Origin of the sequence: Oerskovia sp. NPDC060338 (genome assembly GCF_042726295.1) — a bacterium.
Lineage (GTDB): Bacteria > Actinomycetota > Actinomycetes > Actinomycetales > Cellulomonadaceae > Oerskovia > Oerskovia merdavium.
Map to the genome: position 1 here is coordinate 41,644 of NZ_JBHXCQ010000004.1, position 14,822 is coordinate 56,465.

Below are 14,822 nucleotides of genomic sequence, written 5' to 3' on the forward strand. Positions count from 1 at the left end.
GTGCACCTTCCCTTCGCCCGGTCCGAGCGTTCGTCCGTCGGTATCGAGTGGGAGCTCGCGCTCGTCGACAAGGACTCGGGCGACCTGCGCCAGGTCGCCCAGACCGTGCTCGACGCCGTCGAGCCCACCGACGGCTCGCAGCACCCCCACATCCGCCAGGAGCTCCTGCTCAACACGGTCGAGGTCGTGAGCGGCGTGTGCCGCACGGTCGGCGACGCGGGCCGCGACCTCGAGGCCGCGATCGAGGAGATCCGCGTCCTGACCGACCCCCTGCGCGTCGAGCTCATGAGCGCGGGCACGCACCCGTTCGCGCGCTGGGCCCAGCAGAAGGTCACCGACAAGCAGCGCTACGCGACGCTCATCGACCGCACCCAGTGGTGGGGCCGGCAGATGCTCATCTACGGCGTGCACGTGCACGTCGGGATCGAGGACCGCAGCAAGGTGCTGCCCATCTCGCGCGCCATGCTCGGGTACTTCGCCCACCTGCAGTCGCTCTCGGCCTCGTCACCGTTCTGGGGTGGCAAGGACACGGGCTACGCGTCGAACCGTGCGCTCATGTTCCAGCAGCTGCCGACCGCGGGCCTGGGCTTCCAGTTCGAGACCTGGGAGCAGCTCGAGGGCTACGTCGGGGACATGATCCACACGGGCGTGATCGACCAGTTCGACGAGGTCCGGTGGGACCTGCGCCCCTCACCGCGCTTCGGGACGCTCGAGACCCGCATCTGCGACGGCGCGACCAACCTCACCGAGGTCCTCGCGCTCGCGGCGCTCAACCACTGCCTCGTCGAGCACCTGTCGACGCTGCTCGACCAGGGCAAGGAGCTCCCGACCATCCCGGCCTGGTTCGCCCAGGAGAACAAGTGGCGTTCGGCCCGGTACGGGATGGACGCGATCATCATCCTCGACCGCGCGGGCAACGAGGAGCTCGTGACCGAGGCCGTCGCCAAGCTGCTCGTCGAGCTCGAGCCCGTGGCGGCCCGGCTCGGGTGCCTCCAGGAGCTCGACGACGTCCGCGTGATCCTGCGGCGCGGTGCGTCGTACCAGCGGCAGCGGGCCGTGGCGCGCCGCAACGGCGGAGAGCTGGACGCCGTGGTTCGCGCGCTCGTCGCGGAGATGCGGGCGGGGCGCCCGCTGTAGCGGCGAGAGGCCCGACGCCGGAGCGCACCGCGGGTGCGCCCGGTCAGTGGTCCGTGATCGTGACCCCACGTGCCGCGGCCTGCTCGGCGAGCCAGTCCTCCGACCAGTCGGTGGCCGTGCACGGCGACGACGAGCTGTCCGCGACCTCCTGCGAGTAACCGCCCCAGGACAGGACGCGGCACGTCGCGTCCGACTCGACGACGTCCTTCCAGTCCTCGTCGTCCCGCAGCCCCGCCTCGCCCGCGGACTGGACGACGTCGAACCGGTGCCACCACTGCATGAGGTGCGAGAGCTCGTGCGCGAGCACGAACTCCTTCGCCGCTGCGCTCGCCTCGGGTCCCCAGTACATGAACAGGGTCGTCGGGTAGTCGGGGTCGTAGCACCCGGCGACGCCGGTCTCGCGCAGGTCTCGCTCGACGATCCACTCCATGCCGCAGTTGTAGGCGCCGTCGTCGGTGAAGACCACGCGCAGGCCCTCGTTGGCCGGGTTGAGATCGACGAGCCATCGCGTCGGGTCGGGCTGGCCGGGCGCGAAAGCGGTGCCGGGGGCCGCCGTGAGCAGGCTGTCCGGCACCGGCAGCGCGTAGTCTCCCTGCTTCCAGCGTTCCTCCATGCCCGCGTCGGCAGAGAGGTCTGATCCGCCCGCGGCGAGGTCGCCCGGAGCAGGGTCGGCGACGACGTCGTCCGAACCGGTGCCCGGGACGGGGGTGGTCTCCGGGTCCGGCTCGGGCGCGACCCAGCCGTCGATCGCCGGCACGGTCGGTGCGGGGTTGTCGAAGGCGCCCGCGAGCCCCTGCTGCGCGGACCGGATCACGCCGGCGGCCAGCCCGACCACGACCAGGACCCCGACGAGAGCGACGAAGGTCCCGACGAGCGCGGAGCGTCGACGGCGCGGGGGCTGTGGTGCGGCCGGGGCCGGGTACCCGGTGGGCCCGGCAGGGGCCGGGGGCCAGCGGTGGCCGCCCGCACGCGCCGCCTCCTGGGCGGCGAGCGCGCGGTGGACCGCGAACCAGTGCGCCGACGCCGCCAGGGCGTGCTGCTGAGCGCGGCCCACCTGGGTGAGGGCGTACGCGTGCCACGCCTGCGCGCTCTGCCACGCGGCGGCAGCGCTGCCCGGCGCGTGCGCGGACCCCGACGGCGGGCCCTGGTAGGCAGGTCCTGCCGGGCCGGGTCGCGCGGGATCCATGAGCTCTCCGTACTGCCCCGCGGCGGTCGCGTCGGCCAGGTCGCACGGTATCAAGTCCACCCGCGCGCCCCGCCCGGGGGTCCGAACAATTCGGTGGCGGTGGCTGAGAGCATGGGCGCATGGATCCCGCGGACTTCTACACCGGACTCGTCGTCGAGCTCTACTCGCCCCTGAAGTCGGGCCACGAGGACCCCGAGCGCTACGCGCGCTTCGTCCTGGACTCGGGCGAGCCGGCCCTCGAGCTCGGGTGCGGCGACGGGGACCCGCTCCTCGCGCTGCGCGCGCTCGACCTCGACGTCGAGGGCGTCGACTCGTCGGCCGACATGCTCGCCCGGTGCCGCGAGCTCGCGGCCCAGGAGTGCCTCGACGTCGTGGTGCACCACCAGCGCATGGAGGAGCTCGACCTCGACCGGTGCTACCGGTCGATCTTCCTCGCAGGCCCCACGTTCACCCTGCTGCCCGACGACGGCACGGCCCTCGCGGCGCTGCGCCGCATCCGGACCCACCTGACCCCCGACGGCACCGTGCTGGTCCCCCTCTTCGTCCCGACGCCGACGCCCTCCGAGCAGCTCGGGCGCGCCCGCGCGACGACGCGTGAGGACGGCGCGCTCCTGAGCGTCGCGGTCATCTCCGAGGAGCGCGACGAGGTCGCCCGGGTCCAGCGCAGCACGCTGCGCTACGAACGGGTCCTGGACGGTCTCACCACGGTCGACGAGCGGGTGTGGACCATCCACTGGTACACCCGCGACGGCTTCCGCGACCTGGCCCGTGCCGCGGGTCTCGAGGTCGTCGAGGTCCAGGACGACGAGGGGCGCCCGGCCGCGCACGACGCGAGCGACGTCACGTTCGTGCTGCGCGCCGCGCGCTGAGCGACGGCGCCCGATCGGGCACGCCGCCTCACCGAGAACGAGCTGCTCGGCTCCGAGCGGGCCAGGCCTGGCCCGCTCAGACCGTGACGGTCGTGAGCGGCATCGAGGAGTCGACGGGGATGTCGAGACCCGAGGGCGCGACGCCCGCCCGGACGACCGCCGACCCGAGCGCGGCGATCATCGCGCCGTTGTCGGTGCAGTACCGGATGGGAGGGATGCGCAGGTCGATGCCGGCCTCGGCGCAGCGCTTCGCGGCCATGTCGCGCAGCTGCGAGTTGGCGCTGAACCCGCCACCGACCACGAGCGTCTCGACGCCGTGCCGCTGGCAGGCTGCGATGGTCTTGGCCGTGAGGACGTCGGCGACGGCCTCGGCGAACGAGGCCGCGACGTCGTTGAGGGGCACCTCGAGCCCGCTGTCGACGCGGGCCTCGACCCAGCGGGCGACCGCGGTCTTGAGGCCCGAGAACGAGAAGTCGTACGCGTGCTTCTCCTGGTCCTTGCGTGCGGTGAGGCCACGCGGGAAGCGGATCGCGGTCGGGTCGCCCTCGCGCGCGAGGCGGTCGACGTGGGGCCCTCCGGGGTAGGGCAGCCCGAGGAGGCGGCCGACCTTGTCGAACGCCTCGCCCGCGGCGTCGTCGAGCGTCGAGCCGAGCTCGGTCACGTCGGTCGCGATGTCGTCCACGAGCAGCAGCGACGAGTGCCCGCCCGAGACCACGAGCGCCATGACGCGCTCGGGGAACTCGCCGTGGACCAGCTCGTCGACCGCAGCGTGGCCGATCACGTGGTTCACGCCGTACAGGGGCTTGTTCAGACCGATCGACAGCGCCTTGGCGGCCGAGGCGCCGATCGTGAGCGGGCCGACGAGGCCGGGACCGGCCGTGACCGCGATCGCGTCGATCTGCGAGAGGTCGACGTCCGCCTCGCCCAGCGCACGCTGGATCGTGGGGATCATCGCCTCGAGGTGGGCGCGCGAGGCGACCTCGGGGATGATGCCGCCGTAGCGGGCGTGCTCGTCCATCGAGCTCGCGACCGCGTCGACGAGGAGCTCGCGGCCGCGCACGAGCGCGACCCCCGTCTCGTCGCAGGAGGACTCGATCCCGAGGACGAGGGGGGCACCGAGGCTGTCAGAGGAACCGCCAGAAACCATGGTTCCCAGCGTAGTCGTGCTGGAGAGGTCGTCGTGCGGGCGGGGACGCCGTCGTTGTGTCGCACGTCACGCCCCGGATCGGGAAGGGTGATTGATCCTTCAACTGTTGACCGAGGCATGAGCACAGAGACCTTCACCCCCATCGACGCCGCCTTCGACGACCTGCTCGAGATCGACGCCTCGACCGCCGACCTGCTGTTCCGCGAGGCCCGCACCGTCCACGCGTTCGAGGACGAGGCCGTGCCGGACGAGAAGATCCAGGCCGCCTACGACCTGGTCCGCTGGGGACCGACCGCCATGAACACCGTGCCGCTGCGCCTCCTCGTGGTCCGTGACCCCGAGGCCCGTGCACGCCTGGTCGAGCACATGGCCGACGGCAACAAGGCCAAGACCCTGGCTGCGCCGCTGACCATCGTCGCCGCGGCCGACCCCAACTTCCACGAGTACCTGCCCGTCCTCGCCCCGCACATGGAGGGCGCCAAGGAGAACTTCGAGGCTGCCGGCGAGGAGACCCGTACCGGGATGTCCCGCACCTCTGCGCTGATCCAGGTCGGCTACTTCATCGTGGGTCTGCGTGCGGCCGGTCTGCACGTCGGTCCCATGGGTGGCTTCGACGCGGCAGGTGTCGACGCCGAGTTCTTCGGCGAGAACGGCTGGAAGTCGCTCGTCGTCATCAACGTCGGCACCCCGGCCGGCGAGGGCGCGACGTACCCGCGCCAGACGCGCCTCACGTTCGAGCAGGCCTCGACGACGCTCTGACGCCGTCCCGCCGGTGCGCCGAGCCCTCTGCGGCCCCCGGCTGAACGACCCCGAGACCCGTCCGGTCAGGCCCCTGTGGCCACCGGGCGGGTCTCGTCGTTGGACCACTGGGACCACGAGCCCGCGTAGAGCGCGGCGTCGATCCCCAGCGTGGCGAGGGCTGCGACCTCGTGCGCGGCCGTGACCCCGGACCCGCAGTAGACGCCGACGTGCTGCTCGCCGTCGGCGCGCACCCCGAGCGCCGCGAAGCGCTCGCGCAGCGCGGGCTCGTCGAGGAACCGTCCGTCGGACCCGAGGTTCTGGACGGTCGGCGCGCTCACGGCTCCGGGCACGTGCCCCGCGCGCGGGTCCACGGGCTCGACCTCGCCCCGGAAGCGCTCGCCCGCCCGAGCGTCGAGGAGCAGTCCGCTGCCCGACGACGCCAGGCGCGCCGCGTCGTCGGGCGTGAGCGTGGGGAGCTCCCCCTGCGACAAGACGACGTCCCCGCGCACGGGGACGACCTCCCCCTGCTCGAGGACGAAGCCCGCACCGGTCCAGGCACCGAGACCACCGTCGAGGAGGCGGACGTCGGCGAGACCCGCCCAGCGCAGCAGCCACCAGGCGCGCGCCGCCGACGTGGCGCCCACGGCGTCGTACGCGACGACGCGGGACCCCTGGCGCACGCCCCAGCGACGCGCGGCCGCCTCGAGGTCGGCGAGGTCCGGGAGCGGGTGCCGGCCCCTCGCCGGGGACGGCGGCGCGGCGAGCTCGGACTCGAGGTCCACGAACACCGCGCCGGGCAGGTGCCCCGCGAGGTACTGCTCGTGGCCGTCCGTGACCCCGAGGGCCCAGCGGACGTCGAGCAGGACCAGGTCGCCCGTTCCTGCCGCGAGCTCGTCGTGCAGGGCCCGTGCCGAGACGAGCACCGCGTCGCGTGCGCTCACGCGACGCCCGGCTCGTCGGGCACCGCTGCGTCGCGGGTCTCCGCGGCAGGCGCGTCGTCGGTCAGCTCGAGGCGCATGGTGTACGCGTCGACGTCCTCTGGCTGGTAGTACCGCTTGCGGATGCCGAGCTGCTCGAACCCGAACTTGCCGTACATGGCCAGCGCGGCGTCGTTGTCCACCCGGACCTCGAGCAGCACCGCGCTCGCCCCGACCTGGCGCGAACGGTCGATCAGAGCCGTCAGCAGCACCGACCCGATGCCGAGGTGCTGATACTGCGGGTCCACGCCGATCGTCATGATCTGCGTGACGTCGCCGTCGAACCACAGTCCCGCGTAGCCGATGAGCTCCTGCGGGCCGGCGGCGTAGAGGCGGACGGGCTCGGCCGCGACGTACCAGCGGCCCAGCGCCCCGAGCTCCTCGGCGAGCATGCCGTAGGTCCAGGCGCTCGACCCGAACAGCTCCTGCTCGAGGCGTACGACGCGCGGCAGGTCCGCGGCCCGCAGCGGCCGGAGCTTGACCTCGTAGTGCGCGCTCACGCCCCGGCCCCCGTCGGCGTCGCCGCGGGCGGTGCGTCGCTCGCCCGCTTGCGCGCGGCGGGCTCCTGGACGTCCGGTCGGCGCAGGTACAGCGGCTCGGTGGGCTGCTCGACGCCCGCGTCGCGGCGGGCGATCGCGAGCCGCGCCAGGACCGTCGCGTCGGGCACCAGGGGCGCGTCCTCGGCGAGCGGCAGGTGGTCCGGGTACAGAGCGGCCCCTTCTCCCACGACGACGGCGCCCGCGACCTGGTCGGCCAGGCCCGCGGCCGGACCCACGTCGGGACCCGCGACGAGCTCGACGACCGGGGTCGCGTGCGGGCCCTCGTGCGCCACGACGCGGTAGCGCGCCCAGTACACCTCACGACGGCGCGCGTCGGCGGTCGCGAGGACCTCGTCGCCCGGCGTGAGGCCCAGGTCGCTCACGGCCTGCGCCGCGATCGCGTCGAGGCCCGAGACGCCGAGCGCCGGGATGCCGAGCGAGAGCGCGAGCGTGCGGGCCGTGACCAGCCCCACGCGCAGGCCCGTGAACGGCGCCGGCCCGGTGCCCGCGACGACCGCGGTCAGCGCGGTCCGGTCCACGCCGGCCTCGGCGAGCACCTCGCTCACGAGGGGAGCCAGGGTCTCGGCGTGCCGGCGTCTCTCGTCCGCGGAGCGCACGGCGAGCCGTTCACCGCCTTCCCCGACGAGGGCGACCGCGACGGCGGCTGACGTATCGAGCGCGAGGACTGCCACGGTCCCAGCCTACTTTTCCGCGGACGGGTCGGCGGCCAGCTCCTGCATGCCGGAGCCCTCCGCACGGGGTCCCGCGGTGTCGTCCGCCTCCTCCGAGGACTCGACGGACGCGACGACGGCCGCGCGCAGCGCGGCTGCGGCCCGCTCGAAGCCGGCCCAGCGGTCGCCCACGGCCCGCACGGTCACGTGCCGGACCCCGGCCTCGGGCGAGTCGAGCCCGTCGTCGGTCCCGTCGCTCCCCGCGGAGACGCCCAGTCCGCCGCGCGGGCGCTCGATCGTGATCTCCAGGCGGTCCTCGGCGAGGGACTCCACGAGGTCCTGTCCCCACTCGACGACCGTGACCGACTCGTCGAGGCTCGCGTCGAGGTCGAGCGCCTCGACCTCGTCGAGCGAACCGAGCCGGTAGGCGTCGACGTGCACCAGGTACGGCCCGTCCGCGAGCGGCGGGTGCACGCGCGCGATGATGAACGTGGGCGACGCCACCTGGCCCCGCACCCCCAGCCCCGTGCCGATCCCCTGGGTCAGGGTCGTCTTGCCCGCGCCCAGGTCGCCCGTGAGCATCACGAGGTCTCCCGCGCGCAGCTCGCGGGCCAGCGCGAGCCCGAACGCGCGGGTCGCGTCGGCGTCGGGCAGATCGATGGTCAGGTCGTTCATGACAGCCACTCCTGGTCGTGGTGAAGGGGGTTGCTCGACGCCTCGGGGGCGCGGTCCGCCGGAGCGCCCGTGGCGGGCTCCGTCGTCGGGCCGGTCGTGCCGCCCGTGCCGTCGACGTGAACGCGCGGCACGCGCGCGCCCAGACGCGTCGTGATCTCGTAGCTGATGGTGCCGGCGGCCAGCGCCCAGTCCTCGGCGGTCGGGGCTCCCCCGCGGGCCAGCCCCGCACCGGGCCCGAACAACGTCACGACGTCGCCCGCCTGCTCGGACGCGTAGGGACCCAGGTCGAGCACGAACTGGTCCATGCAGACCCGCCCGGCCACGTGCAGGACGCGGCCCGTGCCGTCCACTCCGCCGGCCTCGTCGATCGGCCCACCCACCAGCACGGGGCCACCGGGCCGCTCGGGCAGGGCGCCCGAGGCGTGCCGCGGGATGCCGTCGGCGTAGCCGAGCGGGACCACGCCGAGGATCGTCGCCTGCGGCGTCGTGTAGGCGTGCGCGTAGGAGACGCCCTGGCCCCCCGCGACCTGCTTGACGGTCGCGAGCCGAGCCTCGAGCGTCATGGCCGGGGTCAGGCCGAAGTCGTCGGGCGTCCCGAGCTGCGGGACCGGTGAGAGGCCGTAGACCGCGAGGCCCGGGCGCACCAGGTCGTAGTGCACGCGGGGGTTGGTGAGCGTCGCCGCGGAGTTCGCGAGGTGACGCACCTCGAGCTGCACGCCGGCGGCCTCGGTCGTGCGCACCGCGGCGTCGAACACGTCGGCCTGGTGCAGGACGGTCGGGTGCTCGGGCTCGTCCGCGAACGCGAAGTGCGACCAGATCCCGACGACGCGCAGCACGCCCTCGGACTCGGCGCGCAGCGCGGCGTCGAGCACGGCCGGGAGCTGGTCCGGCACGATCCCGTTGCGCCCGAGCCCCGTGTCGATCTTCAGGTGCACGCGGGCGGGGCGCCCGGCCGCGCGGGCTGCCGCGGCGACCTCGTCCAGGGCCCACGGCGCGGCGACCGAGACGTCGATCTCGGCCTCGACGAGCGCCCGGAGCGGCGCTCCCGGCGCGTAGAGCCAGGTCAGGACCCGCGCCTGGTCGGGGCCGATGCCCGCGGCGCGCAGCGCGAGCGCCTCCGAGACCTGCGCCGTGCCGAGCCAGGTCGCACCGCCCGCGAGCGCCGCACGGGCGCTGGGCAGCAGGCCGTGGCCGTACGCGTCGGCCTTGACGACCGCCATGACCTGGGCCGTGCCGGCGTGGCGCGCGAGGGACTCGACGTTGGAGCGGATCGCGCCCAGGTCGATCACGGCGCGGGCCGGGTAGTAGTCGGCGGGCGGGACGGGGCCGGTGGCCGACGGCGAGGGGGTGGTGTCGCCGGTGGAACCGTGCGGGGGATCGCTGAAGGGGCTCACGGTCACCGATTCTCTCACCGGCGGTGACGGGCGTGCGGGCCGAGGCGACGGACCCGCCCACCAGGGACGCCGTCGGGCCTACGACCACTCCTGCAGAGGCCGCGTCGTCTCGAACCGCCGTGGCCTCCCGCTGAGCGGGTCGACGAACTCGATCGAGCGCGAGACAAGCTGGAGCGGCCGGCTGAAGTCGTCGGGGCGCACGTCGTAGAACGTCGGGTAGAAGTTGTCGTGCAGGATCGGCAGGCCCAGCGAGCTCATGTGCAGCCGGAGCTGGTGGGTCTTGCCCGTGTGCGGGGTGAGGCGGTAGAGGCCGAGGCGACCGCGCGACGCGTCGCCCGTCCCGGACGGATCCTCGCGGGTGCCCACGAGCTCGACGAGGCTCTCGGAGTTCGGCTCGCCCGGCACCTCGGACGCGCGCATGACGCCGCGCTCCTTGTGGATCCGACTGCGGACGACGCGCGGCAGGTCGAGCGCAGGGTCGACGCCCGCGACCGCCTCGTACACCTTGGTCACGCGCCGCTCGGCGAACAGCGTCTGGTACGGCCCGCGGACCTCGGGTCGCACGGTCAGCACGAGCACCCCCGCGGTCACGCGGTCGAGCCGGTGCGCGGGCGAGAGCTCGGGCAGGTCGAGGTCTCGGCGCAGCCGGACCAGCACGGACTCCGCGATGAAGGCACCGCGCGGGATGCTCGCGAGGAAGTGCGGTTTGTCGACCACGACCAGGTCGTCGTCGCGGTGCAGGATCTCGATCTCGAACGGCACGCGCGTCTCCACGGGCGGGTCCCGGTACAGGAACACGCGCGCGTGCTGCGCGAAGGCCGTGTCGGGCGTGACCGGCCGGCCCAGGTGGTCGACGACCTCCCCCGCGGCGACCTTCTCGCGCAGGCGCGGCTCGTCGTCGGGAAACCGGTGGACGAGGTGGTCCAGGACGGTGTCCCACCGGGGCGAGCCGTCGCTCCCGTCGCCGTTCTGGGGCAGGACGACGCGGGTCGCGTTGAGGCCGTCGCGCACGGGGAGCGGCTGGAACGGGGTGCGCCGACGGCGCGGCGGGACCTGGGGGGTCGTGGAGGTCGGCACGGCCACCACGGTAGCCGCTCGCCCTGGGCGCCCCCTGCCGGGTGCCCTCAGGAGGGGCGCACGACGACGTCGGCCCGGTCCCGCGTCGAGGCCACGAGGCGGGCGTTGGCCTCGTCGGGGCCCAGCGCCCAGGCGCGCGCCGCGGCAGGCGGCTTGCCGTGCCGCTCGTGCCGGGCCACGAGGCGCTCGACGCGGACCTGCTCGGGGACCTCGAGGAACCAGGTCTCGTCGAGGATCGTGCGCACCGGGCTCCAGCGCCCGTGGTCCTGGTCCTCGTCCAGCAGGAGGTAGTTGCCCTCGGTCAGGACCAGCTCGACGTCGGGTCCGACGGGGATCGACCCCGCGACCGGCTCCTCGATCTCGCGGTCGAACGCGGGCGCGTAGACCGTGACCCCCTCGCGGGGCGACCGGAGCCGCTCGAGGAGCGCGACGTACCCGTGCGCGTCGAACGTGTCGGGCGCGCCCTTGCGGTCCCGGCGGCCCAGGCGGGCGAGCTCGGCGTCGGCGAGGTGGAAGCCGTCCATGGGCACGACGACGGCGCTCACCCCGGGTGCGCGGGTACCCTCCGCGGACGGTCCCGACGGGACGCTGCCGCTGTCGGCGGCTGCGGCGTGCTGCGCGAGCGCTGCGAGGACGTCCGCGGCGAGCGTCGACTTCCCCGCCCCCGGTGCGCCGACGATCCCGACGAGCACCCTGGCTCTGCCCCCGGACGCCGCGCCCCGGGCCGACGGGCCCTCGGAGGCCGCGCCCCGGGCGCGTGCGACGAGGTCCAGGCACCTGGCCGCGAGCGCCGTCGCGACCTCGCCCTCGACCAGCACCTGGTCGCCCTCGACGTCTACGTGCCTCACCCGCGACATCCTCTCTCTCGTCACCGATGGCGTGGCGGTGCGACGCCACCGTGGACCTGCGCGTCCGCCACCGTGGACCTGCGCGTCCGTCACCCTCGGAGCAGGTCCGCGACCACGCCGGGAACTGCCTCGGCCACGTCCATGGCCGCGACGGGCCCGCCAGGGTTCGCCCGCACGGCCGCCAACCCGTGGACCGTAGCAGCCGCGGCAGCGAGCACTGCGGCCAGCCCGGGCTCCTGGACCACGCGCTCGCCGTGGGCGGCCAGAAGGGCGCCCAGGAGCCCCGTGAGCACGTCCCCGGCCCCCGCGGTCGCGAGCCAGGCCGGTCCGTCCGCCTGGGACCACACTCCCTCGGGTCCGACCACCACGGTCGCCGACCCCTTGAGCAGCACGGTCGCACCCGTGAGCTCGTGCGCGGTGCGCGCCCAGCGCAGCGGCTCGGCCTCGACGTCGGCCCGGTCGACGTCCTCGCCACGCGCCCTCAGGAGGCTCGCGAGCTCGCCCGCGTGCGGCGTCAGCACGACCGACGGCGGGCAGGTCGCAGGCAGCAGCGACAGCGCGCCGGCGTCCACGACGCACGCCGGTCGCGGCCCGGCCGAGGCGTCCCAGGCATCCTGTGCGAGCTCGCCGCACGCCACCGCGAGCGCGTACCGGATGCGCTCGTGCTGGCCGGCGTCCGGTCCGGCGCCCGTGTCCCGCTCGCTCGCGCCGTCGCGCAGGGGCGACCGCTCCCCCGCGGCCGGCACCCCCGACCCGAGCGCCCACGCCTGGACCCTGCCCTCGGCGGGCACGGCCTCGGGGCGAGCCGAGACGACGACCCGCGCGACGTCGTCGAGCCCGCGGTACCGCACCATGCCCGCACCCGCACGGACGGCCGCCGTGACCGCGAGCACCGCGGCCCCCGGGAACGTCGGCGTGCCCGCGACGACGCCCAGGACCCCGCGCGTGTACTTCTGGTCGCTCGCCCCGGGCACAGGCCACAGGCGTGCGACGTCCGCAGGTTCGAGGCGCCGGATCGCGGGGGTTCCCAGGTCGGAGAGGCCCACGTCGACGGGTGTCACGTGCCCTGCGAGGTGGGTCGCCGGGGGCAGGAGCAGCCCGGGCTTGGGTGCGCCGAACGTGACCGTCCGGTCGGCGGGCAGGACGGGCCCGGGGACCGAGCCGTCGTCGACACCGATCCCGCTCGGGGTGTCGACCGCGACGACCCAGGGTCGCGGCCCGCCGCGGGAGACCCACCCCGACAGCCGGTCCGCGAGCGCCTCGACCAGCTCGCCGGCCACGCCCCGGAGGGCTCCCGACGCACCGATCCCGACCAGCCCGTCGACGACCACGTCGGCCGAGAGGATGCCCTCGACGACCTGTCCCCATCGCGCGCGCCCTGCCGGGGCGCCCAGGTCGAGGACCCGCCCACCCGCGCGGCGCAGCGCCGTGAGACCTTCGGTATGAGGGTGCTCGCTCGTGCAGACCGCCTCGACCGCGACCCCTCGCCGGGCCAGGTACGCCCCCGCGAACAGGGCGTCGCCGCCGTTGTTGCCCGAGCCCACGAGGAGCACCACCCGTGTGCCGGTCACGTGCCCTGGGCGCGCTCCGCCGTCGGGACCGGCACCCCCTGTCCGCGCGGACCGCGCGTGCGGGAACGCGCGCCGCAGGTCGCCTGCGACGATCGTCGCGAGCGCGAACGCCGCACGCTCCATGAGCGGGACGCCCCGGGCGAGCAGCGGCTCCTCGGCGGCACGGACCTGGGCGGCGGTGAACGCTTCGATCATGGGGCCATGATGCCGCGCGGGGGCCCGACCTGCCGGACCGGCCAGCTCGCGGCAGCACCCTCGCGGGGCCGGCGCCGCACCGGGCTAGATTGGCGACCATGCGATTCGGACTCTTCATCCCGCAAGGCTGGCGACAGGACCTCGTCGGCATCGACCCTTCCGAGCAGTGGGAGACCATGCGGTCGCTCGCTCACCACGCGGACACCGCGACGACCGGAGCGCCCGGCCCGGGCGGCTCAGACGCGCAGCACGTGTGGGAGTCGGTGTGGGTCTACGACCACTTCCACACCGTGCCCGAGCCCACGGGAGAGGCCACGCACGAGGCCTGGACGCTCATGGCCGCGTTCGCGGCGTCGACCGAGCGCGTGCGCCTGGGCCAGATGTGCACGTGCATGGCCTACCGCAACCCGGCCTACCTCGCGAAGGTCGCGGCGACCGTCGACATCGTGAGCGGCGGCCGCACCGAGATGGGCATCGGCGCCGGCTGGTACGAGCACGAGTGGCGCGCCTACGGCTACGGGTTCCCGGGGGCGGGAGCGCGCCTGGGCGCGCTCGACGAGGGCGTGCAGGTCATGGAGCAGATGTGGCGCACGGGCTCCGCGACGCTCGACGGCACGTACTTCCAGGTCGACGGCGCGCTGTGCCACCCGCAGCCGCTCCAGGTCCTGGACGGCGTGGGCTCCGACGGCGGCAGCGCTCCCAGCATCCCCCTGTGGATCGCGGGCGGCGGTGAGAAGAAGACGCTGCGCATCGCGGCGCAGCACGCCCAGTACACCAACTTCGACGGTTCGCTCGAGGGGTTCGCGCACAAGTCCGACGTCCTGCGGGGGCACTGCGAGGCGATCGGTCGGCCGTTCGAGGACATCACGCGCTCGGCCAACTACAACGTGGTCATCGGCGAGACCGAGGCCGACGTCGAGGACCGCCTGCGGTGGATCGGCGAGCACTACGCCAAGACCGTCCCCGCCAAGGCCGAGCAGACCGTGCGGGACTTCCGCTCGGGCCCGCTCGTGGGTACCCCCGAGCAGGTGGTCGAGACGCTCCAGAAGCTCGAGGGCGCGGGCATGACGTACGCCATCACGTACTTCGCGGAGGCGGCCTACGACCGCAGCGGGATCGAGCTGTTCGAGCGCGAGGTCGTGCCGGCGCTGCAGGGCTGACCGCTCCGCCGGCTCGGTGCCCGCGGGGGACCGGGGTGCCGGTGCCGAGCACGAGGTTGCGGTCGTTCTGACGTCGAGAACGACCGCAACCTCGTGCTCGACGGCCGCTCGCGGCCACGCGACCACCTGCTCGACGCCGGAGCGCCCCGCGTCTCTCGCCTCCTGCGGGTGGGACGACTTCGAGGCGACGAGCCCTCAGCCCTCCGCGACCACCATGGCCGACGCGATCCCGGCGTCGTGCGAGATCGACAGGTGGAACGAGGTGATCCCGAGCGCGGTCGCCCTGGCCTGGACCGTCCCGGTGATCTCGACCTGTGGAGCGCCACCGACGACGCGGTGGACCGTGGCGTCCTGCCAGTTCATGCCGCCCGGCGCGCCGAGCGCCTTGGCGATGGCCTCCTTGGCCGCGAAGCGGGCCGCGAGGGACGCCGCCGGGAGGTCGCGCTCGGCGGGGGTGAAGAGCTTCTCGCGCAGGCGCGGCGTCCGGCCGAGCGTGTCCATGAACCGCGCGACGTCCACGACGTCGATTCCCACCCCGATGATCATGCGTTCACCCTAAGCGGTGGCGCGCGGCACGGGCCCCGGACGCCGGAAGCCCACCGGGCCGGTGGCGCGGTGGGCTTCTCGGTGGTGCT

The 14,822-nt window shown here is 74.5% G+C and carries 15 protein-coding genes; 4 read left to right on the forward strand and 11 right to left on the reverse strand.

The genetic code is table 11. The annotated features are described in order from the left end of the window. Entirely contained in the window at positions 1-1,137 is a 1,137-nt protein-coding gene (locus ACFWGN_RS06000) for a glutamate--cysteine ligase (RefSeq protein ID WP_056653873.1), read from the forward strand. A gap of 43 nt (positions 1,138-1,180) precedes the next feature. Here ACFWGN_RS06000 and ACFWGN_RS06005 read toward each other — a convergent pair whose 3' ends face one another. Beyond that, positions 1,181-2,383, reverse strand: a complete 1,203-nt coding sequence (locus tag ACFWGN_RS06005) for a hypothetical protein (protein WP_377616117.1) — start codon at positions 2,381-2,383, stop codon at positions 1,181-1,183. Between the two features lie 59 nt (positions 2,384-2,442). On the opposite strand from ACFWGN_RS06005, the gene ACFWGN_RS06010 reads away from it, so the two are divergent. Further along, complete coding sequence (locus ACFWGN_RS06010; RefSeq protein WP_377616118.1) at positions 2,443-3,192, forward strand: class I SAM-dependent methyltransferase; 750 nt, start codon at positions 2,443-2,445, stop codon at positions 3,190-3,192. 76 nt (positions 3,193-3,268) lie between these two features. On the opposite strand, the gene tsaD is transcribed toward ACFWGN_RS06010, so the two are convergent. Next, entirely contained in the window at positions 3,269-4,339 is a 1,071-nt protein-coding gene (tsaD, locus tag ACFWGN_RS06015) for a tRNA (adenosine(37)-N6)-threonylcarbamoyltransferase complex transferase subunit TsaD (protein ID WP_377616119.1), read from the reverse strand. Between the two features lie 117 nt (positions 4,340-4,456). On the opposite strand from tsaD, the gene ACFWGN_RS06020 reads away from it, so the two are divergent. Then, the gene (locus ACFWGN_RS06020) at positions 4,457-5,098 is read left to right on the forward strand and encodes a malonic semialdehyde reductase (protein WP_191801367.1); all 642 of its coding nucleotides are present in this window, start codon (positions 4,457-4,459) and stop codon (positions 5,096-5,098) included. 65 nt (positions 5,099-5,163) lie between these two features. On the opposite strand, the gene ACFWGN_RS06025 is transcribed toward ACFWGN_RS06020, so the two are convergent. The 8 genes from ACFWGN_RS06025 to ACFWGN_RS06060 all read right to left on the reverse strand — a co-directional run bounded on the left by ACFWGN_RS06025 (position 5,164) and on the right by ACFWGN_RS06060 (position 13,027). Continuing rightward, the gene (locus tag ACFWGN_RS06025) at positions 5,164-6,021 is read right to left on the reverse strand and encodes a sulfurtransferase (protein WP_191801369.1); all 858 of its coding nucleotides are present in this window, start codon (positions 6,019-6,021) and stop codon (positions 5,164-5,166) included. Continuing rightward, positions 6,018-6,557 carry a ribosomal protein S18-alanine N-acetyltransferase gene (rimI, locus tag ACFWGN_RS06030; RefSeq protein WP_377616120.1) on the reverse strand — a complete coding sequence of 180 codons (540 nt, stop codon included), beginning with the start codon at positions 6,555-6,557 and terminating at the stop codon, positions 6,018-6,020. The genes ACFWGN_RS06025 and rimI overlap by 4 nt, the downstream gene beginning before the upstream one ends. After that, the gene (gene tsaB, locus ACFWGN_RS06035) at positions 6,554-7,288 is read right to left on the reverse strand and encodes a tRNA (adenosine(37)-N6)-threonylcarbamoyltransferase complex dimerization subunit type 1 TsaB (protein WP_191801373.1); all 735 of its coding nucleotides are present in this window, start codon (positions 7,286-7,288) and stop codon (positions 6,554-6,556) included. Before tsaB ends, rimI begins: the two co-directional genes overlap by 4 nt. 9 nt (positions 7,289-7,297) lie before the next feature. Continuing rightward, positions 7,298-7,942: a tRNA (adenosine(37)-N6)-threonylcarbamoyltransferase complex ATPase subunit type 1 TsaE gene (gene tsaE / locus ACFWGN_RS06040; RefSeq protein WP_377616122.1), complete on the reverse strand. Its 645-nt coding sequence runs from the start codon at positions 7,940-7,942 to the stop codon at positions 7,298-7,300. Continuing rightward, positions 7,939-9,231, reverse strand: a complete 1,293-nt coding sequence (alr, locus tag ACFWGN_RS06045) for an alanine racemase (protein ID WP_377616310.1) — start codon at positions 9,229-9,231, stop codon at positions 7,939-7,941. The genes tsaE and alr overlap by 4 nt, the downstream gene beginning before the upstream one ends. Before the next feature lie 183 nt (positions 9,232-9,414). Then, positions 9,415-10,413, reverse strand: a complete 999-nt coding sequence (locus ACFWGN_RS06050; protein ID WP_377616123.1) for a pseudouridine synthase — start codon at positions 10,411-10,413, stop codon at positions 9,415-9,417. A 47-nt stretch (positions 10,414-10,460) separates the two neighbouring features. Next, entirely contained in the window at positions 10,461-11,186 is a 726-nt protein-coding gene (locus ACFWGN_RS06055; protein ID WP_377616312.1) for a nucleoside/nucleotide kinase family protein, read from the reverse strand. A 164-nt stretch (positions 11,187-11,350) separates the two neighbouring features. Continuing rightward, positions 11,351-13,027, reverse strand: a complete 1,677-nt coding sequence (locus ACFWGN_RS06060; RefSeq protein ID WP_377616124.1) for a bifunctional ADP-dependent NAD(P)H-hydrate dehydratase/NAD(P)H-hydrate epimerase — start codon at positions 13,025-13,027, stop codon at positions 11,351-11,353. Between the two features lie 98 nt (positions 13,028-13,125). Here ACFWGN_RS06060 and ACFWGN_RS06065 point away from each other — a divergent pair, with 98 nt between their 5' ends. Continuing rightward, on the forward strand, positions 13,126-14,187 hold the full coding sequence (locus ACFWGN_RS06065) for an LLM class F420-dependent oxidoreductase (protein ID WP_377616125.1): 1,062 nt from the start codon (positions 13,126-13,128) through the stop codon (positions 14,185-14,187). A 195-nt stretch (positions 14,188-14,382) separates the two neighbouring features. On the opposite strand, the gene ACFWGN_RS06070 is transcribed toward ACFWGN_RS06065, so the two are convergent. Continuing rightward, positions 14,383-14,733, reverse strand: a complete 351-nt coding sequence (locus ACFWGN_RS06070) for a holo-ACP synthase (RefSeq protein ID WP_056653843.1) — start codon at positions 14,731-14,733, stop codon at positions 14,383-14,385. Positions 14,734-14,822: the final 89 nt, after the last annotated feature.

Bases quoted from the DNA above. Each gene is read 5' to 3' on its own strand.
- tsaD (WP_377616119.1), bottom strand. From the start codon at position 4,339: ATGGTTTCTGGCGGTTCCTCTGACAGCCTCGGTGCCCCCCTCGTCCTC.
- ACFWGN_RS06020 (WP_191801367.1), top strand. From the start codon at position 4,457: ATGAGCACAGAGACCTTCACCCCCATCGACGCCGCCTTCGACGACCTG.
- ACFWGN_RS06010 (WP_377616118.1), top strand. From the start codon at position 2,443: ATGGATCCCGCGGACTTCTACACCGGACTCGTCGTCGAGCTCTACTCG.
- ACFWGN_RS06060 (WP_377616124.1), bottom strand. From the start codon at position 13,027: ATGATCGAAGCGTTCACCGCCGCCCAGGTCCGTGCCGCCGAGGAGCCG.
- ACFWGN_RS06070 (WP_056653843.1), bottom strand. From the start codon at position 14,733: ATGATCATCGGGGTGGGAATCGACGTCGTGGACGTCGCGCGGTTCATG.
- tsaE (WP_377616122.1), bottom strand. From the start codon at position 7,942: ATGAACGACCTGACCATCGATCTGCCCGACGCCGACGCGACCCGCGCG.
- ACFWGN_RS06065 (WP_377616125.1), top strand. From the start codon at position 13,126: ATGCGATTCGGACTCTTCATCCCGCAAGGCTGGCGACAGGACCTCGTC.